This is a genomic window from Brachybacterium sp. p3-SID957, assembly GCF_025144775.1.
GTDB lineage: Bacteria > Actinomycetota > Actinomycetes > Actinomycetales > Dermabacteraceae > Brachybacterium > Brachybacterium epidermidis.
Genome location: NZ_JALXKT010000005.1, coordinates 1 through 20,973, shown reverse-complemented (window position 1 = coordinate 20,973; position 20,973 = coordinate 1). Strand labels below are relative to the sequence as shown.

Annotated in this window: 20 protein-coding genes; 8 read left to right on the top strand and 12 right to left on the bottom strand. The window is 71.1% G+C overall.

What is annotated here, in order from left to right:
• Nucleotides 1-38 precede the first annotated feature (38 nt).
• The 3 genes from M3B01_RS01790 to M3B01_RS01780 all read left to right on the top strand — a co-directional run bounded on the left by M3B01_RS01790 (nucleotide 39) and on the right by M3B01_RS01780 (nucleotide 4,990).
• A complete protein-coding gene (locus tag M3B01_RS01790; RefSeq protein ID WP_259789149.1) occupies nucleotides 39-3,098 on the top strand; it encodes a multicopper oxidase domain-containing protein in 3,060 nt (1,019 codons plus the stop codon).
• A gap of 37 nt (nucleotides 3,099-3,135) precedes the next feature.
• Nucleotides 3,136-3,285 carry a hypothetical protein gene (locus tag M3B01_RS01785; RefSeq protein ID WP_228019066.1) on the top strand — a complete coding sequence of 50 codons (150 nt, stop codon included), beginning with the start codon at nucleotides 3,136-3,138 and terminating at the stop codon, nucleotides 3,283-3,285.
• A gap of 85 nt (nucleotides 3,286-3,370) precedes the next feature.
• Nucleotides 3,371-4,990, top strand: coding sequence for an HNH endonuclease (locus M3B01_RS01780; RefSeq protein WP_259789148.1), 1,620 nt, complete (start codon nucleotides 3,371-3,373; stop codon nucleotides 4,988-4,990).
• Nucleotides 4,991-5,067: 77 nt separating this feature from the next.
• On the opposite strand, the gene M3B01_RS01775 is transcribed toward M3B01_RS01780, so the two are convergent.
• On the bottom strand, nucleotides 5,068-7,863 hold the full coding sequence (locus M3B01_RS01775; protein ID WP_259789147.1) for a UvrD-helicase domain-containing protein: 2,796 nt from the start codon (nucleotides 7,861-7,863) through the stop codon (nucleotides 5,068-5,070).
• 118 nt (nucleotides 7,864-7,981) lie between these two features.
• Nucleotides 7,982-8,317 (bottom strand): hypothetical protein, encoded by a 336-nt coding sequence (locus M3B01_RS01770; protein ID WP_259789146.1) that lies wholly within the window; start codon nucleotides 8,315-8,317, stop codon nucleotides 7,982-7,984.
• A 61-nt stretch (nucleotides 8,318-8,378) separates the two neighbouring features.
• Here M3B01_RS01770 and M3B01_RS01765 point away from each other — a divergent pair, with 61 nt between their 5' ends.
• Nucleotides 8,379-9,536, top strand: coding sequence for a lysylphosphatidylglycerol synthase domain-containing protein (locus M3B01_RS01765; RefSeq protein WP_259789145.1), 1,158 nt, complete (start codon nucleotides 8,379-8,381; stop codon nucleotides 9,534-9,536).
• On the opposite strand, the gene M3B01_RS01760 is transcribed toward M3B01_RS01765, so the two are convergent.
• Genes M3B01_RS01760 through M3B01_RS01750 form a run of 3 tightly spaced genes read right to left on the bottom strand, consistent with a single transcriptional unit; the run spans nucleotide 9,505 to nucleotide 11,221 of the window.
• Nucleotides 9,505-10,002 carry a hypothetical protein gene (locus M3B01_RS01760; protein ID WP_259789144.1) on the bottom strand — a complete coding sequence of 166 codons (498 nt, stop codon included), beginning with the start codon at nucleotides 10,000-10,002 and terminating at the stop codon, nucleotides 9,505-9,507. The genes M3B01_RS01765 and M3B01_RS01760 overlap by 32 nt on opposite strands.
• Entirely contained in the window at nucleotides 9,999-11,009 is a 1,011-nt protein-coding gene (locus M3B01_RS01755; protein ID WP_259789143.1) for an alpha/beta hydrolase, read from the bottom strand. The genes M3B01_RS01760 and M3B01_RS01755 overlap by 4 nt, the downstream gene beginning before the upstream one ends.
• Nucleotides 11,006-11,221 carry a BldC family transcriptional regulator gene (locus tag M3B01_RS01750; RefSeq protein ID WP_193865507.1) on the bottom strand — a complete coding sequence of 72 codons (216 nt, stop codon included), beginning with the start codon at nucleotides 11,219-11,221 and terminating at the stop codon, nucleotides 11,006-11,008. Before M3B01_RS01750 ends, M3B01_RS01755 begins: the two co-directional genes overlap by 4 nt.
• A 410-nt stretch (nucleotides 11,222-11,631) precedes the next feature.
• On the opposite strand from M3B01_RS01750, the gene M3B01_RS01745 reads away from it, so the two are divergent.
• Entirely contained in the window at nucleotides 11,632-11,841 is a 210-nt protein-coding gene (locus M3B01_RS01745) for a DUF3073 domain-containing protein (protein WP_193865508.1), read from the top strand.
• 151 nt (nucleotides 11,842-11,992) lie between these two features.
• On the opposite strand, the gene purM is transcribed toward M3B01_RS01745, so the two are convergent.
• From purM to M3B01_RS01710, 7 genes are all read right to left on the bottom strand, one after another.
• Nucleotides 11,993-13,141: a phosphoribosylformylglycinamidine cyclo-ligase gene (gene purM, locus M3B01_RS01740; RefSeq protein WP_259789142.1), complete on the bottom strand. Its 1,149-nt coding sequence runs from the start codon at nucleotides 13,139-13,141 to the stop codon at nucleotides 11,993-11,995.
• On the bottom strand, nucleotides 13,138-14,628 hold the full coding sequence (gene purF / locus M3B01_RS01735; protein ID WP_259789141.1) for an amidophosphoribosyltransferase: 1,491 nt from the start codon (nucleotides 14,626-14,628) through the stop codon (nucleotides 13,138-13,140). Before purF ends, purM begins: the two co-directional genes overlap by 4 nt.
• 43 nt (nucleotides 14,629-14,671) lie before the next feature.
• The gene (locus tag M3B01_RS01730) at nucleotides 14,672-14,983 is read right to left on the bottom strand and encodes a hypothetical protein (RefSeq protein ID WP_259789140.1); all 312 of its coding nucleotides are present in this window, start codon (nucleotides 14,981-14,983) and stop codon (nucleotides 14,672-14,674) included.
• Nucleotides 14,980-15,777 carry a copper homeostasis protein CutC gene (locus M3B01_RS01725; RefSeq protein WP_259789139.1) on the bottom strand — a complete coding sequence of 266 codons (798 nt, stop codon included), beginning with the start codon at nucleotides 15,775-15,777 and terminating at the stop codon, nucleotides 14,980-14,982. The genes M3B01_RS01730 and M3B01_RS01725 overlap by 4 nt, the downstream gene beginning before the upstream one ends.
• Complete coding sequence (locus M3B01_RS01720) at nucleotides 15,774-16,196, bottom strand: sterol carrier family protein (RefSeq protein ID WP_193865512.1); 423 nt, start codon at nucleotides 16,194-16,196, stop codon at nucleotides 15,774-15,776. The genes M3B01_RS01725 and M3B01_RS01720 overlap by 4 nt, the downstream gene beginning before the upstream one ends.
• A gap of 1 nt (nucleotide 16,197) precedes the next feature.
• Complete coding sequence (locus M3B01_RS01715; RefSeq protein WP_259789138.1) at nucleotides 16,198-17,508, bottom strand: adenylosuccinate synthase; 1,311 nt, start codon at nucleotides 17,506-17,508, stop codon at nucleotides 16,198-16,200.
• Nucleotides 17,509-17,617: 109 nt separating this feature from the next.
• Entirely contained in the window at nucleotides 17,618-18,046 is a 429-nt protein-coding gene (locus tag M3B01_RS01710) for a DUF3151 domain-containing protein (protein ID WP_193865514.1), read from the bottom strand.
• Between the two features lie 55 nt (nucleotides 18,047-18,101).
• Between M3B01_RS01710 and M3B01_RS01705 the strand changes: the two genes are divergently transcribed.
• From M3B01_RS01705 to M3B01_RS01695, 3 genes are all read left to right on the top strand, one after another.
• Nucleotides 18,102-19,625 carry a phosphotransferase gene (locus M3B01_RS01705; protein WP_259789137.1) on the top strand — a complete coding sequence of 508 codons (1,524 nt, stop codon included), beginning with the start codon at nucleotides 18,102-18,104 and terminating at the stop codon, nucleotides 19,623-19,625.
• A 77-nt stretch (nucleotides 19,626-19,702) separates the two neighbouring features.
• Nucleotides 19,703-20,128: a D-aminoacyl-tRNA deacylase gene (gene dtd / locus M3B01_RS01700; RefSeq protein WP_259789136.1), complete on the top strand. Its 426-nt coding sequence runs from the start codon at nucleotides 19,703-19,705 to the stop codon at nucleotides 20,126-20,128.
• Nucleotides 20,129-20,197: 69 nt separating this feature from the next.
• A complete protein-coding gene (locus tag M3B01_RS01695; RefSeq protein ID WP_259789135.1) occupies nucleotides 20,198-20,944 on the top strand; it encodes a phosphoglyceromutase in 747 nt (248 codons plus the stop codon).
• Nucleotides 20,945-20,973 lie beyond the last annotated feature (29 nt).

Here is a 20,973-nt window from a genome sequence, read left to right as displayed (position 1 = left end):
CCAGCTCGCCTGGTGCCGCATCCTGCCTCGAGGTGGCCATGCCCGACGCGACGAAGCACCCGACCCCGACCCTGTCGGGCTCCCCTGCCCCGCTCCCCGGCGGCCATGGCGGCCTTGGCGGCTCCGGCGATCCCGGTGACTCCGGTGGCTCCGGTGGCTCCGGTTCCGGTGGCGCCCGGGAGCCGGGCCGCCCCGATCCGCGCAGCAGCGGCCGCCGCTCCTGGCACCGCCGGGCCTCGCGCCCCGTCAGCTGGTGGATGATCGCGCTGGTCGTCGTGGTGCTGACCCACCAGTGGCTGCCGCAGGCCCGCTGGCTGATGGTCCACATGGTCACCCTCGGCCTGATCTCCACCTCGATCATGGTGTGGGGCCAGCACTTCACCGAGGCCCTGCTGAAGACTCGCCTGGGCGAGGAGAGCCGTCCCCGCCAGGTGGCCCGCAGCTATCTGCTCACGGCGGGCGTGGCGGTGACGATCGCCGGCATGCTGCCCTCGTGGCCGTGGGTAGTGGTGGTCGGTGCCCTCCTGGTCTCCGCCGCGCTGGTCTGGTACGCGATCTCCCTCGGCTCACAGGTGCGTGCTGCTCTGGCGCCGCGCTTCGCGTTCACGGTGCGGGCCTACATCGGCGCGGCCTGCCTGCTGCCCGCCGGTGCCGTGCTGGGCGCAGTGATGGCCTTCAGCCCGGGCGAGCCGTGGCAGGGCAGGCTGCTGCTGGCCCATCAGATCCTCAACATCCTGGGTTTTGTGGGGATCACCGTCACCGGCACCCTGCTGACCCTGTGGCCGACCGTGCTGCGCACCAAGGCGGATCCGGTCGCCACCGCGCGCTCCGCTCGGGGCCTGGTGGGCATGGGCGTCGGCGTGGTGGGGGCGTCGATCGCCGCGATCATCGCCTCGGTGAGCCTGGGGGTGGCGTTCGTCCTGGTGTACGCGGGATCCTTCGCCTGGGTGGCCATCACCCTGGTCCGGGCGGGCATCCGCTCCGCCCGCCAGGAGCACCGCATCGAACTGCCCTGGTTCCCGATCCTCTCGATCGGGGCGGGCATGGTGTGGTTCATGCTCGGCCTGCTGCGCCTGACCGCGCTCTGGTGGCGCTCGGCCGACGAGCAGCTCGCCAGCTCCCTGGTCGCCGCGGACGTCCAGACCCTCACCGTCCCCTTCGTCGCCGGCTTCCTGCTGCAGGTGCTGCTGGGGGCGATGAGCTACCTGCTGCCGGTCACCATGGGTGGCGGGCCGCGCGCGGTGCGCGCCTCCCTGGCGATGATGAGCCGGTTCGCCGTGGTACGCGTCGTGATCGTCAACCTGGTGATCGCTCTGTTCGTGCTGGCCGACAAGGGCACGGCGGCCAGCGGCGCCCTGTTCGCGGGTCTGACCGTGGGCACCACCGACGCCGCGGGCTTCGGTTCGTGGGCGCGCGTGCTCGCCTCGCTGCTGGCCTTCGCCGCGCTGCTGAGCTTTCTGGTGCTGATGGTCCTGGCTATCCGGGTCAGCGTGAGGGAGCGGAAGGCGCTGATGGCCTCCGGTGGGCCCGGTGGGCCGGACGCGTCGGCGCCCCTGCCGTCCCCTGCCCTGCGCGGTGCCACGGACCCGTCGGCTTCCACGGCGACGACGGGCGCCGCGAGCCCATCGGCCCCCGGCTCAGGCACGGACCCGTCGGCTCCTGCCGGTCTGGACCGTCGCGCCCTCACCGGGGCCCTGCTGGGGGCGGGCTCCGTCCTGGGTGTCACCGCCGTCGGATCCTCGCTTGACCGGGCCTACGGCTCCTACGGCGACACCGGTGCCGCCTCCGGCTCCGGTGGTACGGCCGCACCTGCCGCGGGTGGCGCGGTGAGTCCCACCGGGCAGACCACCACCGTCGCGGTGAGCATGGCCGAGATGCGCTTCCATCCTGATGTGATCGAGGTGCCCGCTGGCAACGACCTGGTGATCGAGCTGGCCAATGACGATCCGCACGACGTGCACGACCTGGTGCTCGCCGATGGCACCGCCTCCGGGAGGCTCCAGCCCGGCGACTCCACCACCGTCGAGGCCGGTGTGATCAGTCACGACCTGGCGGGGTGGTGCTCGATCGTCGGCCATCGTGCGATGGGCATGACCCTGCGGGTGACCGCCGTCGGCGCGGCGACCACGGGCCACGCGCACGGCGGCAGCGCCGGTGCTTCCACCGGCGGTGACGAACTGGCCCGGGTGCCGATGGATCTGGCTGCTGAGCCCGGCGAGGGCTATGCGGTGCGCGACGCCGCCATGCCGCCGAGCGCGGGCCAGGATCAGCGGCTCACGCTCGAGATCACCGAGGCCGCACTGGAGGTGGCCCCCGGCGTGAGCATGGACGCGATGACGTTCAACGGCACCGTGGTGGGCCCGGTGATCCGCTCCGAGCTGGGAGCCCGACTGACCGTGGACCTGGTCAACAACGGCTCCATGGGGCACTCGCTTGACCTGCATGCGGGCCGCGTCGCCCCCGATGAGGTGATGCGCACGATCCCACCGGGTAAGTCCCTCGAGTACACGATCACCACGGACTACGCCGGGGCGTGGCTGTACCACTGCTCGACGATGCCGATGACGGTGCACCTGGCCGCCGGGTTGCTGGGCGTGCTGATCGTGCCGCCGCAGGACCTCGCGACCGCCGACCGGGAGTACGTGCTGGTGCAGTCCGATCACTACCTGGTGCCCGAGGGCGCCGCCGGCCACGCGGAGGCGATGCACGAGGGCGCGCACCCGGTCAGTCCCGCCAAGATCGCCGCCGAGCGCCCGGACATGACGGTGTTCAACGGGCACGCCAATCAGTACGTGCACGCTCCTCTCGAGGCCCGTGTGGGCGAACGGGTGCGGATCTGGGTGCTGGCCGCCGGTCCCTCCCGCGGGATCTCCTTCCACGTGGTGGGCGGGGTCTTCGACACGGTGTTCTTCGAGGGCGAGTACCTGCTGCGGCCCGACAACGAGACCGGGGGCGGCTCCCAGGCCCTGCACCTGGGCGCTGCGCAGGGCGGGTTCGTGGAGCTGGTGTTCGACGAACCCGGCACCTACACCGCGGTCAACCACTCCTTCGTGGACATGGAGCGCGGCGCCAGGGCCCTGATCCGGGTCACCACGTAGGGCCGCCGACGGGCCCTGCGCTCCATATACTCCGAACATGACCGAGCCCGCCCGCACAGGGCTGCACCACCTCGAGCTCTGGACCGCTGATCTCGCACTGGCCGAGCCCTCGTGGGACTGGCTGCTGAGCGCGCTGGGCTGGTCGGCCGAGCCGGGTCCTTCCACATTCCTGCCCTGCCGGTTCTAGCACCCCGTCCGTGCGTCATACCCTTCCCCTATATTCGAACGCACATTCGATATAAATGTTCCCGCGCGTCGGGAGGAGGTGCTCCGTGGACGCTCTGCCCACCCATCCATATGCGGTGCTCGACGCGATCAGCCGGACCGCGAGTGCCGTGCAGGACGCCGTCGCAATGCTTGTTCCATACAGTGCCCGATCCCCCGTGGGGACCACCGCCGTCACCGAGGACGCCGCCACCGAGGACGCAGCGGTCATCGACGCGATCGGGCGGATCGAATCGCTCAAGAACTCCTTGGACGCCGTGCAGTCCTCCCTCGAGGTCTCCCTGCGGCAGGCTCGTGTCCGATCCGAGCGTGCGGCCGGAGTGCCGCTGGCACGCCGGGGCACAGGCGTGGGCCACGAGATCGGCCTTGCCCGCCGCATATCGCCAGCTCGCGCGGGCAACCAGCTCGCTCTGCGTCGAGTGGTGGTCGAGTCCCTTCCTGAGATCTGGCGTCGCATGGCCCAGGGGGACATCTCCGCCTGGGCGGCAGAGGAGGTCGCGCGGGCAGTGCTGGTCCTGGACGACGAGGATCGCGCCCGCATCGACTCCGAGCTCGCCCCGAGCATCCATGAGCTGTCCCCTCGCGCCGCTGGCCGCCGGGCTCGCGCACAGGCCGACGACCTCGATCGGGAGGCGGCCCTGGCACGGATGAGGCTCAACCACTCGCAGCGGCGCGTCACGCAGCGGCCGGCAGCCGAGGGGATGATGACGCTCTCGGCTCTACTGCCGCTGACCGAAGGCGTCTCGGCGTTCGCGTCACTGCGCGCAGCCGCGGACGCCGCACGTGCCCGGGGCGACGATCGCTCCCGAGGGCAGATCATGGCTGACACCCTGGCCGCGCGCATCACCGGCCATGAGGCCGCCGCGGCTCCCGTCGAGATCCAGCTGCTGATGACCGACAGGAGCCTGCTGGCCGGCGGCGCAGACCCCGCCCTGCTGGAGGGCCACCCTCTGCCCGGCCCGGTCGCGCGTCACCTCGCATTGCACGATGCACCCGCGGTGCCAGCACGCCCCGCCAACCATCCGCACCCCGGCGACGGTCTCAGCTCGGCGGGCGATCCACGCCCCGCTGACGAGCCCCACCCGGCCGGCCTCCGCTCGGCTCCGACCCCAACCGGCCCGACGGGTTCAGCGGCACGGGCCCGTCGGTGGGTGCGTCGCCTGTACACGGATCCGGTCTCCGGCTCCCTGGTCCACATGGACAGCCGCCGGCGGCTGTTCACCGGGGATGTGCGTCGCTTCATCCTGGCGCGAGATCAGCAGTGCCGCACCCCGTGGTGCGAAGCACCGATCCGCCACATCGATCATGTTCACCGCCATGCTGATGGCGGCACCACCACCCCCGACAACGGTGTGGGGGTCTGCGAGCGCTTCAACCACGTCCTGGAGTTGCCCGGGTGGGTGAGCAGCCTGATCACCGAGGGGGCCCACACGGGCACCCTGGAGATCACCGCGCCGACGGGCCACAGGTATCGCTCACCCGTTCCCGACCTGGATCGGATGCTCGGCCTCACACCCGGCGCCGCTCCTGACACTGCTGCACCCGCATCGCCAGACCCACCCCGCACGCTCGCGCCACCCGGAGCACTGGACCCGCCGGTCCGCAGTCAGCTGGACAAGCTGGCAAATCATGTGTCCGGCACCGGAACAGTGCGAATGCGCGGATGACCCCGCCGGGGATCGCCGGCACCAAGGAGAGCGCAGGCCGGGTGGTCGGGGCCCTTGCAGCTTGGTGATCGGAGCCCTTACAGCTTGGTGATCGGGGCGTAGCGCAGCAGCAGGCGCTTCTTCCCGTGGGGCGCCCTGAACTGCACCTCGACCTGGGTCTTCTCACCCTGGCCGGCAACCTCCGTGACGGTGCCCATGCCGAAGGAGTCGTGCGTGACGCGGTCCCCCACCGCCAGCTGCGGCATCTTGGATACGTCCGTGGGCTTGCGGCCGGAGCCGAAGCTGGGCCGGGTCACGTCCTTGCGGCCGCCGCCGGGGCCACCGCTGTATGCAGGACCCCGACCGCCGCCGGAGCCGTAGCTGCCACCAGCGAAGCCGTAGCCGCCCCCGCCGCGGGAACCGTATCCACCGGAGCCGTACCCTCCGCCGTACCCGGCTCCCCCGGCCAGCGTGGAGCCCGCTCGTGCCACGTCGAGCACCTGCTCCGGCACCTCGTCGAGGAATCGGCTGGCCGGCATGAACTGGGGCGCTCCCCAGGTGGCACGCATCTGGGCACGGGTGAGGTACAGCTTCTGCCGGGCACGGGTGATGCCCACGTAGGCCAGGCGACGCTCCTCCTCCAGCTGCTCAGGATCGGACAGGGTGCGCTGATGCGGGAAGGTGCCGTCCTCCAGACCCGTCAGGAACACCACCGGGAACTCCAGTCCCTTCGCGGTGTGCAGGGTCATCAGCGTGACGAACTGGTCCTCGGCCCCGGGGATCTGGTCAGCGTCCGCCACCAGGGAGACCTTCTCCAGGAACCGGTCGATGAGGGACCCCTCCGGAGCATCCGGAGGCGCAGGTGCCTCAGCCTCGCCCACCAGCACCGATTCGGCAGAGACGGCCTCACCCTGGGGGATGTCGGGCGCGGTGGCGTCGTCGCCTTCCTCGTCCTCGAACTCGCTGGCGGCGGCGTCGGCGGCCTCCATCTGCGCCTCGAACTCGGAGGCCACGCTGATCAGCTCGGCGAGGTTCTCCAGACGGGACTCGTCCTGCGGGTCATCGCTGCCCTGGAGCTCGGCGTAGTACCCGGACTTCTGCAGGATCGCCTCGAGCACCTCCGCCGGACCCGTCCCGGTGCGGGCAAGCTCCTGCAGCTCCTCGAGCATGACCACGAAGGAGCGCACCGCGTTCAGCGAACGGGTGGTGATCCCGGGGGCCTCCTCGGCCCGCCGCAGCGCCTCTCCGAAGCTGATCCGCTCCCGCTCCGCGAGCATCGCGATCGCCGCCTCCGCACGGTCCCCGATGCCGCGCTTGGGGACGTTCAGGATGCGGCGCAGGTTGATCTCATCGGCCGGATTGGCCAGGACCTGCAGGTACGCGATCGCGTCCTTGATCTCGCGGCGCTCATAGAACCGCGTACCGCCCACCACGCGATACGGCAGTCCGATGCGGATCAGCTGGTCCTCCAGCGCACGCGACTGCGCATTGGCGCGATAGAAGATCGCGATGTCCCCCGCGGTGCGGCCGTCGTCCACCAGGGCGTCGATCTGGCGGCCGATGTAGCGGGCCTCGGCGGCCTCGTCATCGGCGACGTACAGGGTGATCTTCTCGCCGGCGCCCTGGTCGGTCCACAGGTTCTTCTTGCGGCGGCCCTGGTTCTCCTCGATCACGGCGTTCGCGGCGGTGAGGATGGACTGGGTGGAGCGGTAGTTCTGCTCCAGCACGATGGTGCGGGCGGAGGGGAAGTCCTGCTCGAACTCCACGATGTTGCGGATGGTCGCGCCGCGGAAGGCGTAGATGGACTGGTCCGAGTCGCCCACCACGGTCAGATCGGCCGAGGGGTCCTCGCCCACCAGCTCGCGCACCAGCGCGTACTGGGCGGGGTTGGTGTCCTGGTACTCATCGACCATCACGTGGCGGAACCGCCGGCGGTACCCCTCACGGATCGCGGGGTTCTCCCGCAGCATGGTGACGGTCAGTCCGATCAGGTCATCGAAGTCCACGGCGTTGGCCTGGCGCAGCCGCTCGGTGTAGTTGGTGTAGATCCGGGCCAGGGTCTTCTCGAAGGGGTTCTTGGCGGTCTCGGCCTGATCGGCGAAGTCGATCGGGTCCACCAGCTCGTTCTTGAGCGAGGAGATGCGCGAGGCCAGCGCCCTGGGCGCATTCTTCTTGGTGTCCAGCTCCAGATCCTTGGCGATCGTGGTGATCAGGCGCAGGGAGTCAGCGCTGTCGTAGATCGTGAAGGAGCTCTTCAGGCCGGCCGCTGCGGCGTCGCGGCGCAGGATGCGCACGCAGGCGCTGTGGAAGGTGGAGACCCACATGCTGCGCGCCACCGGGCCCACCAGCTCGGCCACGCGCTCCTTCATCTCAGCGGCGGCCTTGTTGGTGAAGGTGATCGCAAGGATCTCCCCGGGCATCGCCTCTCCGGAGGCCAGCAGGTGGGCGATGCGGCGGGTGAGCACCCGCGTCTTGCCGGAGCCGGCGCCTGCCACGATCAGGAGCGGACTGCCGCGGTGCTCGACGGCCTCGCGCTGCGGCGGGTTCAGTCCCTCGACCAGAGCCGCCAGAGCCGACGGATCAGCCGCCCACGACCGCGCCGGCGGCGCAGCGGAGTGGGTACGAGCGTGGTCCCTGATCCCCGCCGGCGGCTCGCTCTCCCCCTCGGGTGGAGCGGTGTCCTCATCGAACGGCGGCTCCTCACCGAACGGGGGTGCCTCATCGAACGGTGGTGCCTCATCGAACGGCGGCTCCTGGTCGAACGGCTGCTCCTCGGGAGCCGGCGTACCCTCGGGGGGCTCCTGCAGCCGCCGCGAAGGGTCGGCGTCGACCCGCACGCCCTCCAGACGGCGGAAGGAATCGGGCAGGGAGAGATCGTCGAAGAGTGAGCTCATGAGGGTTCCAGGATAGGTGTCGGGCCCGACAGCGCAGACGCTGCCGGGCCCGATGTGGACGAACGGACGACGGGAAGGAGGGACCCGGCCCTGCTGGGCCGGCCCCCTGCGAGCTCTGTCAGATCAGGACGGCCACGAAGACATTGATGATGATCGCCACCGGGATGCCGAACCACACGGCCGACGGGGTCTGTGGTCCCTTCTTGTGCGCGATGTAGGCCAGCACGGTGACGATGATCGCCATCAGTGCTTTGATGCCGAGCTTCATATGGTTCGGATCACCGGTGACCGAGACGATCACAGCGATGATCAGGCCGAACACGAGGGCGCCGGCAGCGGAGTGGGCCATGCCGGGGCTGGGCTGACGGGTGCGGGCAGCAGCCACCCAGGTGCCCAGGGCGACAGCCCAGCAGAGCAGGTGCGCGATGACGAGGAGCGAATATACGAACGACATGTCGGCATCCTACGTTCCACCCCCTGGGAACAGTCTCCTTCCCGCGTGCGAGAATCGCCGCATGCCCGACCCTGGCGATCGCGACGCCGACCACCGCCCGTCCCCGGAGCCGGCTTCCTCGGCGCACCCCGTCGCCGAGCCGTCATCTGCACCGCCATGGCAGGCCGTCGCCCCGGGCCTCACCGTTGACCGTCCCCCGGAGCTCAGCGGGAAGCGGATCACGCTGGCAGTGCTGTCCCTGCTGCTGGTCGCCGCCCTGCTGTGGTGGGGCCTGCCGTGGGCGGCCGGCGCCTCTTGGCCCCAGATCCTCGACTCCCTGGCGGGCCTGCCGGTATGGGCCGTCCCGGCGATGCTGCTGCTTGGCCTCGGCGCTCTCGCGCTCGAAGCATGGACGGTGCGCACCGCCGTGCCCGGCTCCTCGTACCGGACCGTCCTGCAGGGGCACGCCGCCGCCAGCGCGATGGCCCTGGCCATTCCAGGCGGAGGAATGCTCGGCACGGGGCTGCTGGGTTGGATCCTGCGCCGGACGGGACTGGCACTGTCGGTGGTGATCACCGGGATCGTCGCCGCATCCCTGGTGGAGATGCTGGTGACCACGGTGCTGGTACCGCTTCTGGGCGGGATCGCCTACGTCGCAGCAGGCATGGTCACCGATGCTCGGATCGATCTGCCCGGTGCCGCGCTGTGGGCGGCGCTGGCCGCGGTGGTCGGTGCCGTGTTCGCCCTGGTCCTCGCCGCCGCGCTGCTGCGCCGCCCCGTTCTCGCAGGCCTGCTGGAGACGGCCGCGACCGTCACCGGGGCCGGGTCCGAAGATGCGGATCGCTTCACAGCGTTCGTGCTGGGGCAGCGCGACGCCCTGGTCACGCTGCTGCGGGAGCGGCCCGTCGCACTGGTGGGGCCGACGGCCCTGGCGCGCGTGCTGCAGTGGCTCGCCCTGGTGCTGGCGATCGAGGCGGTGGGCGGATCCGTGCACCTGCTGCTGACGGTCGCGATCTTCGCGCTCGGCCGGGTGCTGTCCCTGGTGCCCCTCACCCCCGGTGGCGCAGGGATCACCGAGACCGTGGGGGCCGCAGCCCTGGTGGGCCTGGGACTGGGAGCGGCGGGGTCGGCCTCGGCGATGCTGCTGCTGGCCATCACCACGCTAGCGGTGCCACTGGTCGCCGGCGGGATCGCCGCGACGACGGCGGTCAGTCGGACTGGTCCTCGTAGTCCGGCGTGACCGCCCCGACCGCGTGCGAGGGATGGGGAAGGAACCCCTCCTCGGCCTGCGGGGACAGTGGGAAGCCGCCGATGCTCGCGCCGTGCTGGGTGCCCGCGAAGTGCTGGGCTCCCACGAAGCGCGCCACCTCGTCCACGTGATGGCGGGCATCATCCCCCCGGCCCAGGAACCCGGCTCCCGCGTACCCGCCCATACGACGCCCGCTGGAGCGCTCCAGGACCGTGGCCTGCTCGTCGAGCCGACGTGCGCTGGCCCGCAGGCCGGTGGCGATCCGTCCCAGCTCCGCGTACTGCTCGCTGCTCCACTGCTCGCGGAGGTCCTCGCCGATACGTCGGGTGCGGGGGTCCGATGAGCGTGTGACCTCGAGGACCGCGTTGGAGACGCGCAAGCGCAGCAGGGTGAAGCGGTCAGCTGCCCGCCGCAGGGCGTCCGCATGGTCGCGCAGCGCACGGGGGCCCGAGGTCATCCTGCTCCTTCCGAAGAGCTGCTGACGGGAGGGATGCGCTCGGTCTTGGACCCGCGCCCGCTCATGGTATGCCGACCGGTCAGGACCACGTCCAACCAGTCGTCGAGCACCTCGATGGCGCGGTGGCGGGCGTCGGCGTCGGAGAGGAACACGTCGTGACGCGCACCCTCGATGGCCTCGATCCGCACGTCGGGCCCCAGCTGCGCTGCGGCCTCCGCCATCGCCTTCACATCGAGCACCGAATCGGCCCGGCGCATGGCCTCGGTGAACTCCATGCCGAAGACGGACCGCGCCGAGTGCATCACGAGCACGGGGATGGCGAGAGGGCCCGCCGATTCGAGCCGGCTCTGTCCGTCGATCACGGCCGCGAAGGTGTCGGCGGGGAAGGGATGACCGCCCGGGGGCTTCAGTGCGAGGTCGTAGTCGTACAGACCGCCGTAGTCGCGGTGCACCGACCGTGCGTAGTGCTCGACCCCCTGGGGCAGCAGGGGGCGGGTGTTGAGGCGGCCGGCCAGGCGGCTCACCGGCCTGCTCAGCAGACGCCGCACGGCCGCCCCCAGGTGCATCTCCAGCCACGGGGAGTTCAGCGCGAGGGCGCGGATCGTACCGGGGTGCCGCACCGCCCACAGCGCTGCGGTGAGCCCGCCGGTGGAGTGGGCGAGCATGATCGGGGGGCGGTCCCTGCCGATGATGCGCAGCGCCGCGTCTATCTCCTCGTCGTACCGGTTGAGGTGGTCGATCTCGGTCGGGGTCTGCCCCGGCAGGAGGCTGCGGCCGTGCTTGCGCAGATCCAGCGCCCACACGTCCAGACCACGGGCTGCCAGGTGCTCCAGCAGCTCACGGTCCAGCACGTAGTCGGACCAGCCGTGCCCCACCAGGATCGGGACGGAGTCCGGTCGTTCGGGAGGACGATGCACCAGGGTGGCGACGAGGGGACCCTCGGCGTCGGCACCGAGGTCGATCCGCTGCATCGCGTACCCGTCCCCGAAGACCGGATCAGTGGTCATTCGGTGTCGGCGCTCTCCTGCAGCAGCCGCATGACCTCGTCCCGGGGGTAGCGGCGATGCCCGCCGAGGGTGCGCCGGTAGGTGAGCTTCCCTGCCTGGGCCCACCGCGTTACCGTCTTGGGGTCGACGTGGAAGAGCTTGGCCACCTCGGCGGGAGTCAGGAGCTCCGTACCTCCGTGTCCGGGTGTCTGAGGCTCCTCGGTGCTGAACATCGAGCTTGCGACCTTTCGCTTGTATCCGGGGGAAGGCTGGCCGGCCCACGGGCCGTTCCACAGGGGGAGAGCCTATCGCGCATAAGTTTACGCTTGAGCGCACATTGCGACCCCCGCACCGCCCGCCGACCGGCGTTCTTGTCCGTAGTGAGATAACCCGACGCCCTGACCAGCGCGAACACAGACGCATGAAGGACGGGTGGCGGTGAACTCCTCGTCTCTTACCGCTTGGACCGAACTTCGCGTCGCCATCCCCACCCGGCCTGTCGCGACCCTGTCGCGCCAGAACGTCAGCAACGTCTCCTCCGCCGCGTTGGCCGCAGGCGGAGCGTTGCATGTACGCTTGGGTTCCGAATCAATGCCATCTTCCGGGCCGACATGCCCACTCCGACGCACAGGGGGTCAGATCCATGGGTCGTGGCCGACAGAAAGCCAAGCAGACCAAGGTGGCACGGGACCTCAAGTACTACAGTCCGCCCACGGACCTCTCGGCGCTTCAGCGGGAGCTGCAGGCACAGAGGAACGCTTCGTCCGAGGACTCCGGCTCCGCACGCGATCCGTGGTCGGACGAGAGCGACGACTGGGCCAACGAGGATGCTCCGTCGGCGCGCCGCCGCTGACGCACCGCTGCGGCACTCGCCGGCACCGTGACCACGCACGAGGGATGACCAGCCCGGTCATCCCTCGTCGCATGTCCGGGCAGGGTCGCCTGCGGTTCCGGGTGCCGCCCGCGGGCTCCGGCCGTTGCCTGCGGGAACGGCAGAGCCCGGCTCACGCCTTCGTGCCGGTCCCCCACCCGGGGTGCTGACCGGTCAGCAGCACGCCGCCGCCCTCCACGCCCTTGGCGCCGGAGACCAGCCGCTCCAGCGGACCCGTCGGCTCCGGCAGTGATCCTTCGTCCATGACCTCGCCGATCACCTGGGCGGGCAGGCCTCGCTCGACCAGCACGTCGATGGCGGCATGCGCGCTCTCCTGGGCCACCACCGCGATCATCCCGATGCCCATGTTGAGCGTGCCCTCGAGGTCGAGCTGGGGCACCCCGCCCCAGGCGGCGATGCGCCCGAACACGGGCGCAGGCTCCCAGGCGGAGCGATCCACATGGGCAACCGTGCCCGCGGGGAGCACGCGCGCCAGGTTCGCCGCCAGTCCCCCGCCGGTGATGTGGCTAAGGGCGTGCACACCGGAGTTGGTGCGCGGGTCATGGACCATCGCCAGCACGTCGGCGGCATAGATCCGGGTGGGCTCCAGCAGCTCCTCCCCCAGGGTGCGACCGAAGTCGTCGACGTCCTGCCCCAGGTCCAGATCCTGCGCCGCCAGGACGGCCCGCACCAGGGAGTAGCCGTTGGAGTGCAGACCGGAGGACTCCATGCCGATCAGCACGTCGCCGGCGCGCACCCGCTCCGGACCGAGCATGTCCTCCGACTCGACGACGCCGACCGCCGCTCCGGCGACGTCGTAGTCCTCGGGGGCCATCAGGCCCGGGTGCTCGGCGGTCTCCCCGCCCACCAGGGCGCACTCGGCCTGGCGGCAGCCCTCCGCGATGCCGCGCACGATGTCGGCGATCCGCTCGGGCACCACCTTGCCGCACGCGATGTAGTCGGTCATCGCCAGCGGCGTGGCCCCGACCACGACGATGTCGTCCACGACCATGCCCACCAGGTCCCGTCCGATGGTGTCGTGCACGTCCATCTGACGGGCGATCGCGATCTTGGTGCCCACACCGTCGGTGGAGGAGGCCAGCAGCGGGCGCTCGTAGTCCTTGACGGCACTGATGTCCAGCAGACCGGCGAAGGCGCCGATCCCGCCCAGCACCTCGGGGCCGTGCGTGGCGGCCACCGCCTCCTTCATCAGGGCGACGGCGCGGTCGCCCGCAGCGGTGTCCACGCCGGCGGAGGCGTAGGTGATCGGCTGGTCGTTCATGCGTCCTCCCGTGCTGCGACGGTCTGCTGGGTGTGCAGGTCCAGGGTGCCCTGGCCGAGCTCCTCGACGTCGGTGACCCTCACCGGGTACTGCCCGGTGAAGCAGGCGCTGCACAGGGTGGAGCTGTCCTGCTCGGTGGCCTCGATCATCGCTTCCTGCGAGATGTAGCCGAGGGAATCGGCCCCGATGGGGCGGGCGATGTCCCCCACCCCCAGGCCGTTGGCGATCAGCTCCGCACGGGTGGCGAAGTCGATGCCGTAGAAGCAGGGCCACCGCACCGGTGGGGAGGAGATCCTCACGTGCACCTCAGCCGCCCCGGCCTCGCGCAGCATGCGCACGACGGCGCGCTGGGTGTTGCCGCGCACGATCGAGTCGTCCACGACCACCAGACGCTTGCCCTGGATGGCCTCGCGCAGGGGGTTGAGCTTGAGGCGGATGCCGAGCTGGCGGATGGTCTGGCTGGGCTGGATGAAGGTGCGGCCCACGTAGGCGTTCTTCACCATCCCCTGGCCGTAGGGGATGCCGGACTCCTGGGCGTAGCCGATCGCCGCGGGGGTGCCGGACTCGGGGGTGGGGATCACCAGGTCCGCCTCGACGGGGTGCTCCTGGGCGAGGCGGCGCCCCATCTCGATGCGGGACTCGTTGACGCTGCGGCCGGCGATCCTGGTGTCGGGGCGCGCCAGGTACACGTACTCGAACACGCAGCCCTTGGGGCGCGGCTCGAGCACCTGCTCGCTGCGCAGCCCCTGCTCGTCGATGACGATCATCTCGCCGGGCGCCACCTCGCGCACGAAGCTGGCGCCGCAGATGTCCAGGGCGGCCGTCTCGGAGGCCACCACCCAGCCCCGTTCGAGCCTTCCCAGCACGAGCGGGCGGATGCCCTGCGGGTCCCGCGCCGCGTACAGGGTGTCCTCGCTCATCAGGGTGAAGCAGTAGGCGCCGCGCAGCAGCGGCAGCAGATCCCGCAGGGCGCTCTCCAGGCTGCCCTCGGTGTTCAGCAGCGCGGTGACCAGGGCGGTGTCGGTGGTGTTCCCGCGCGCGATCTCTCCGGAGCGCGCGTGCTCGCGCTCCTCGAGCAGGCGCAGCAGCTCACCGGTGTTGACCAGGTTTCCGTTGTGCGCGAGCGCCACGGTGCCCTCCGGGCGCGGCCCCAGGGTGGGCTGGGCGTTGGACCACACCGAGCCGCCGGTGGTCGAGTAGCGGGTGTGGCCGATCGCGATGTGCCCCTGCAGGGTCTCCAGGCACGCCTCGTCGAACACCTGCGAGACCAGGCCCATGTCCTTGAACACCATGATCTGGGAGCCGTCGCTGGCGGCGATCCCGGCGGACTCCTGCCCGCGGTGCTGCAGGGCGTACAGCCCGAAGTAGGTCAGCTTGGCGACCTCTTCGCCGGGGGCGAAGACCCCGAAGACGCCGCATGCGTCCTGAGGGCCCTTCTCCCCGGGGAGCAGGTCGTGGGAGAGGGTTCCGTCGCCGCGTGGTGCCACCGCATCATGATGCCACAGCGGGGTGGTGCCGGTACCAGGGCGATCAGCGCCTGCGACGGCGCTCCAGGATCAGGTCCACCAGCGCGGCCAGGGCCGCCAGCGGCACGCCGATGCTGAGCACCGCGATGAAGGCGAAGGCGAGGATCCCACCGGCGCCGCCCACCCCCAGCAGGGGGGCCGCGATCAGGGCCACCACGGCGGGCACCACCAGGGCGAGCACCACCCAGAAGGCGAGGGTGGGCGTTCGGCGTCCTCGCACGTACACCGTCGTCCGAGCGGGGCCCTGCTCGGTGGCGTCGTGCGGGGCGGGGTCCTGCTCGGTGGCGTCGTGCGGGGCGGGGTCGTGCTGGGTCACAGTGCTCCTGCGGCGTCCACCGCTGCTGCGGCGATCGCGGGGTCGGTGGTGGTGTCGGGGGCGTCGGGCTCGACGAGACTGCCGGGTCGGCGCCGGGCGGAGAGGTGCACGTCGGTGACGGCGCTGCGACGCACCAGGTCCCCGATGTCGGCGGGGCGGACCCCGCCACCGGCGCACACGTCCAGCAGCGCCTCGGATGCCTCGACCATCCGGGCCAGGTCCGCGGCGCCGTCCAGGGCGCGGGCGGCACCGCCGGAGCTGAGCACTCGGTGGAACCCGGCTCCCAGCAGTGTGGTCACGGCCTCGGTGCGATGCTCGACGCTCGGCATGGCGTCCAGTGCGCGGTGAGCGGTCAGGGTGACCGATCGCATGGCCGACTGGGCCGCCTCGAGGGCCGCATCGCGCACCTGCTCGATGGCGGGCAGGTCGAGACGCCCCTCGGGTGTGAGCGCGGCGAACACCACCCCGGCAGCTCCGGCGGCGACGACCTCGCTCGCCTGCCGTGCCATCAGCGCGATCTCCTCGTCGCTGTAGACGAACTCCTCGGGCCTGCCCAGGAAGTCGTCCTGGCCTGCACGGGAGCGGATCAGCACGTGCACGTCGAAATGGGGACGGGCCTCCTGCGCAGCGACCAGGGCTGATGCGCGGCGCGCGCACCGCTCCACCAGATCGACGGGCGGCGTGAGGCCGCCGCGGTCGAGGTCGACGCACAGCTCGATGCGGTGGGCCCCGGCGCGGGCTGCGACCTCGAGACCGGCCTCGTCCTGGACGGCGATCTCGACGCGCACGGTCATGTGCTCTCCGTCTGGTGGAGCCTCCGGGCCTCACGGACGGCGCGGCGGGCCCCGGGCAGCGGCAGATGATCGCTGAGGTCGCTGCGCTCACCGCTGGCCCGCACGCGGCCGGTCCCAGTCGCCTCGGCCCATGTGAGGTCCCCGGCCACCAGGGCGAGCCAGGTGGCGTCGTCGGTCTCCACCACGGCCGGTGGGGTGCCGCGGGTGTGGCGCGCACCGGGGAGGGCCTGCACGGCGGCGAACGGCGGGACTCGCAGTTCGACGGCACCGCCGGGGAACTCCTCGGCGAACAGGGCGAGCGTATGTCGCACGGCGGTGGCCCGGACGGACCGCGGGGCGGGCCCGTCGGTCTCGGGACGGGTGGCCCACTGCGCGAGGGCTCGTCCCCCGGCCTCGGGGTCGGTGCGGCGGGTGGCCATCTCAGGCGCTCGTGGAGTGCTGGGGGCCGGGGAGCAGGTCGTGCACGGCGATGGTGGCCTCGCGGTCCGGGCCCACGCCGATGGCGCTGATCCGGCAGCCGGCCAGCTCCTCGAGGCGCTTCACGTAGTTGCGTGCGGCCTCGGGCAGCTCCTCCACGGTGCGGCATCCGGAGATGTCCTCGGTCCAGCCGGGCATGGTCTCGTAGACCGGCTCGGCGTGGTGGAACTCGGTCTGCGTCATCGGCATCTCGTGGTGGAGGGTGCCGTCGACGTCGTAGGCCACGCAGATCGGCACCTCCTCGATGCCCGTGAGCACGTCGAGCTTCGTGAGCACCAGATCGGTGAAGCCGTTGACACGGACGGCGTAGCGGATCATCAGCGCGTCGTACCAGCCGCAGCGGCGGGGACGACCGGTGTTGACGCCCACCTCGCCGCCGACCCGTTGCAGGAACTCGCCCCACTCGTCCTCGAGCTCGGTGGGGAACGGGCCGGCGCCCACCCGCGTGGTGTACGCCTTGACGATGCCGATCACGCCGTCGACCCGGGTGGGGCCGATGCCGGAGCCGGTGCATGAGCCGCCGGCGGTGGGGTTCGAGCTGGTGACGAAGGGGTAGGTGCCGTAGTCCACGTCCAGGAAGGTGGCCTGGCCGCCCTCCATCAGCACCACCTCTCCGCGGTCCAGGGCGTCGTTGAGCAGGGCGGTGGTGTCCACCACCATGGGGCGCAGCATGTCGGCGTAGGAGAGCAGCTGCTCGGTGGTCTCGTCGATGTCCACCTCACGCCGGTTGTACAGCTTGACCAGCAGCGCGTTCTTCTGGCGCAGGGCGCCCTCGACCTTCTGCCGCAGGATGGAGGCGTCGAACAGGTCCTGTATGCGGATGCCGAGGCGGCCCACCTTGTCCATGTACGCCGGGCCGATGCCGCGCCCGGTGGTGCCGATGGCGCGCTTGCCCAGGAAGCGCTCGGTGACCTTGTCGAGCGTGCGGTGGTACGGGGCCACCACGTGCGCGTTGGCGCTGATCCGCAGGGAGGAGGTGTCCACCCCGCGCGCGGTCAGCATCTCGATCTCCTCGGTGAGCGCCTCGAGGTCGACCACCACGCCGTTGCCGATCACCGGGGTGACGCCCGGGGTGAGGATGCCGGCGGGAAGGAGCTTCAGCTCGAACTTCTCGCCCTGGATGACGACGGTGTGGCCGGCGTTGTTGCCGCCGTTGGGCTTGACCACGTAGTCCACGCTCTCACCGAGCAGGTCCGTGGCCTTGCCCTTGCCCTCATCACCCCATTGGGCTCCGACGATCACGACGGCGGGCATGGCGACTCCTGGTGTGGTCGGGAGGAACGCGAGGATCCTACCAATCGGGTCCGGGACGGGGCAGTGGTGCTCTCGGCTCGGGACCGCAGTGCCGGGGCTGACCGGCAGGTCAGGCGAGCAGGGACGGATCCGCGTCCTGCAGGAACTCGTGGACGCGGACTGCCTCGGCGTCGTCCCCGATGCGGCGGGAGGTCTCGCCGAGCAGGGCGAGCGCCTTGAGGAAGCCGCGGTTGGGGGCGTGCGAGGCGGGGATGGATCCCTGGCCGCGCCATCCGGCGCGACGCAGTGCATCGAGCCCGCGGTGGTAGCCGGTGCGGGCGTAGGCGTAGGCGGCGATGTCGTCGCCGTCGCTCAGCGCGTCCTGGGCGAGTTCGGCCCACACCAGCGGTGACTCAGGGTGCTCGCGCGCGATGTCGCGCGGCTCCTGGTGATCGGCGAGCGCCGCGGCCACCTCGACGTCGACGAAGTCACCCGGCAAACGGGTCTCCGGGATACCCAGCAGGTTCCGGGAGCGATACGGATCGGCAGCGTCGGACATGACGAACATGGTAGGCGCTGTCACCGGCAGGGGCCCAACCTGGTAGAAACAACCCATGACACGTACGCAGGACGGCGCGGAGCTGCTCACCGGCCCCGGAGCGGGCGGCCTGCTCCGCTCGGCCGTCGGCAACTCCGGTGGCGTGCTGCACGGCTGGCAGCTCGACCACGTGGATCACCGCCCCGGTCGCAGCACCAAAGCACTGTTCCGCACCATGGTGTCGTGGCCTGAGCTGGACGGTCCCGGCGCTCCCGCACGCGAGGAGCTGTTCGGCGCCAGCACCCACATCGGCGAGAAGGAGAAGAACCTCTACGTAGCCGAGCAGACCCTGGTGATGACCGACGGGGACATCAACGTGCGGGTCTGGCGCTACCCGCACGACCCGTGGCTGCCCATGCTGCCGTCGGTCTGCTACCCGGATGTGGTGGTGCGCACTCTGCGCGACCTCGGCGTGTCGCTCGGCGATCCGGGCACGCCCGTGGTCATCGATGTCGTCTCCTACCGTCCCGGGCGCCGGGCCGTGCTGCGCGTCTCCCAGGGTGGCCACGCGGTGTTCCTCAAGGTGATGCAGCCGCACCGCAGCGATGAGATCGTGGATCGCCATCAGCGCCTGCTGGCAGCAGGCGTCCCGGTGCCGGAGGTGATCGCGCACCACAACGGGCTGGTGGTGCTGAGGGAGCTCCCAGGCCGTCCACTGTCCCGCGCCGTCGTGGACGAGGGCGCCGACGCCTGCCGGGGCGAGGACCTGGTGGCGCTGGTGGACCGGTTGCCCGCCTCGATGTACCCCCTGCCCCTGCGCCCCCCGTGGACCGATTCGGTGGACTTCTATGCCGGGATCGTCGCCGCCTCGATGCCGGCGCTCGGACCCCGGCTGGACGCGCTGGTCCGCTCCATCCGGGAAGGGCTGGCCGCCCTCGAGCAGCGTCTGGACATGCGCCCGCACGACATCGTCCACGGGGACTTCTACGAGGCCCAGGTGTTCGTCGAGGACGGGCGCGTGGTGGGCCTGCTCGATATCGACACCGTGGGTCCGGGCCGACGCGCGGATGATCTGGCGTGCCTGCTGGCACACCTGAGCGTGCTGGCCGACTACGGCAACACGGGCCGCATCGACCGGGACATGCAAGCCCGCGTGGAGGGCGCCATCACCGACTGGCATCGAGTGTTCGAGGGCAGGGTCGATCCCACCGAGCTCGCCCTGCGATCGGCCGGGGTGGTGCTCTCTCTCGCCACCGGCCCGCACCGCCAGCAGGAGAACGCCTGGGAGGCCGCCACCGAGGCCATCGTCCGGGTGGCCGAGCAGTGGGTGGAGCGCGCACGCGCCGCCGAGCGGGCACGCATCGATCAGCAGGCCCCCGCACATCGGGGGCCCGCGACCGGGGTCCGTGCTCCCGGGGGGACTGCTCCCCCGTCGGCGGCCACGGGGCAGCGGCCGGAACCCATCCGTGCATATTCCATCCCTCCCGCACAGGGACCTGATGCGATCCCGGGGGCGGGTCGGCCCTTAGCTGCCCACGACGCGCTCGGCGACGACTCCCCCACCCAGGAGCGCTCGATCGACTCCATCGTGCGCGGCTGAGGCCCCTGCGCGCCGCTGGCCTCCACGCCCCGCTGCTGACCTCCATGCCCCGCCGCCGGGGTGGCTAGGCTCGATGCATGCGAGCTGTGCTGCAACGAGTGGATGGAGCCCGGGTGGAGGTCGACGGCGAGGTCGTCGGCGCTGTCGAGGGCGAGGGACTGCTGGCGCTGATCGGCGTCACCCATGACGACGGCCCCGAGCAGGTGGCCATGATCGCCCGGAAGATCTGCGAGCTGCGGATCCTCGATGGCGAGCGCTCCGTCCTCGATGCGGGGGCCTCCGTGCTGGTGGTCTCCCAGTTCACCCTCTACGCCGACGTGCGCAAGGGACGCCGCCCCTCATGGAACGGCGCCGCGCCTGGGCCGGTGGCCGAACCGCTCGTGCAGCAGGTGGTCGAGGCGATCCGGGAGCGCGGCGTGGACGCCCAGGAGGGGCGCTTCGGGGCGCACATGCGGGTCGGCCTGGTCAACGACGGCCCCGTGACGATCCTGCTGGAGGCCTGAGGGCACGGGGCACGAGAGCCCTGCCTGCGGTCCTGTGCGTCTCCTGCGCGGCGCACGTACGCTGTACCCATGACCTACACACTCGTACTGCTCCGCCACGGCGAGAGCGACTGGAACGCCAAGAACCTGTTCACCGGCTGGGTCGATGTGCCGCTGACCGAGAAGGGCCGCGAGGAGGCTGTCGCCGGCGGCGTGCTGATGAAGGAGGCCGGCATCCACCCCGATGTCGTGCACACCTCCCTGCAGCGCCGCGCGATCATGACCGCGAACCTGGCGCTGGACGCCGCGGATCGCCACTGGATCCCCGTCAAGCGCGACTGGCGCCTGAACGAGCGCCACTACGGCGCGCTGCAGGGCATGAACAAGTCCGAGATCCGCGAGAAGTACGGTGAGGAGCAGTTCATGGCGTGGCGCCGCTCCTACGACACCCCGCCGCCGGAGATCGAGTTCGGCTCCGAGTTCAGCCAGGACCAGGACCCCCAGTACGCTGATCTCGGCGATCAGCTGCCGAAGTCCGAGTGCCTCAAGGACGTCGTCGCCCGCTTCCTCCCCTACTGGGAGGAGGGCATCAAGCCGGACCTGGCCGCCGGTCGGACCGTGCTGATCGCCGCGCACGGGAACTCCCTGCGGGCGCTCGTGAAGTACCTCGATGGCATCTCCGACGACGAGATCTCGAGTCTGAACATCCCCACCGGCCAGCCGCTCGTCTACGAGCTCGACGAGGATTTCCAGCCCGTCCAGAAGGGCGGCCGCTACCTCGACCCCGTCGCCGCGAAGGCCGCCGCGGAGGCCGTCGCGAACCAGGGCAAGAAGTGACCGCCGTGCGTGCCTGATGCCGTAACGGC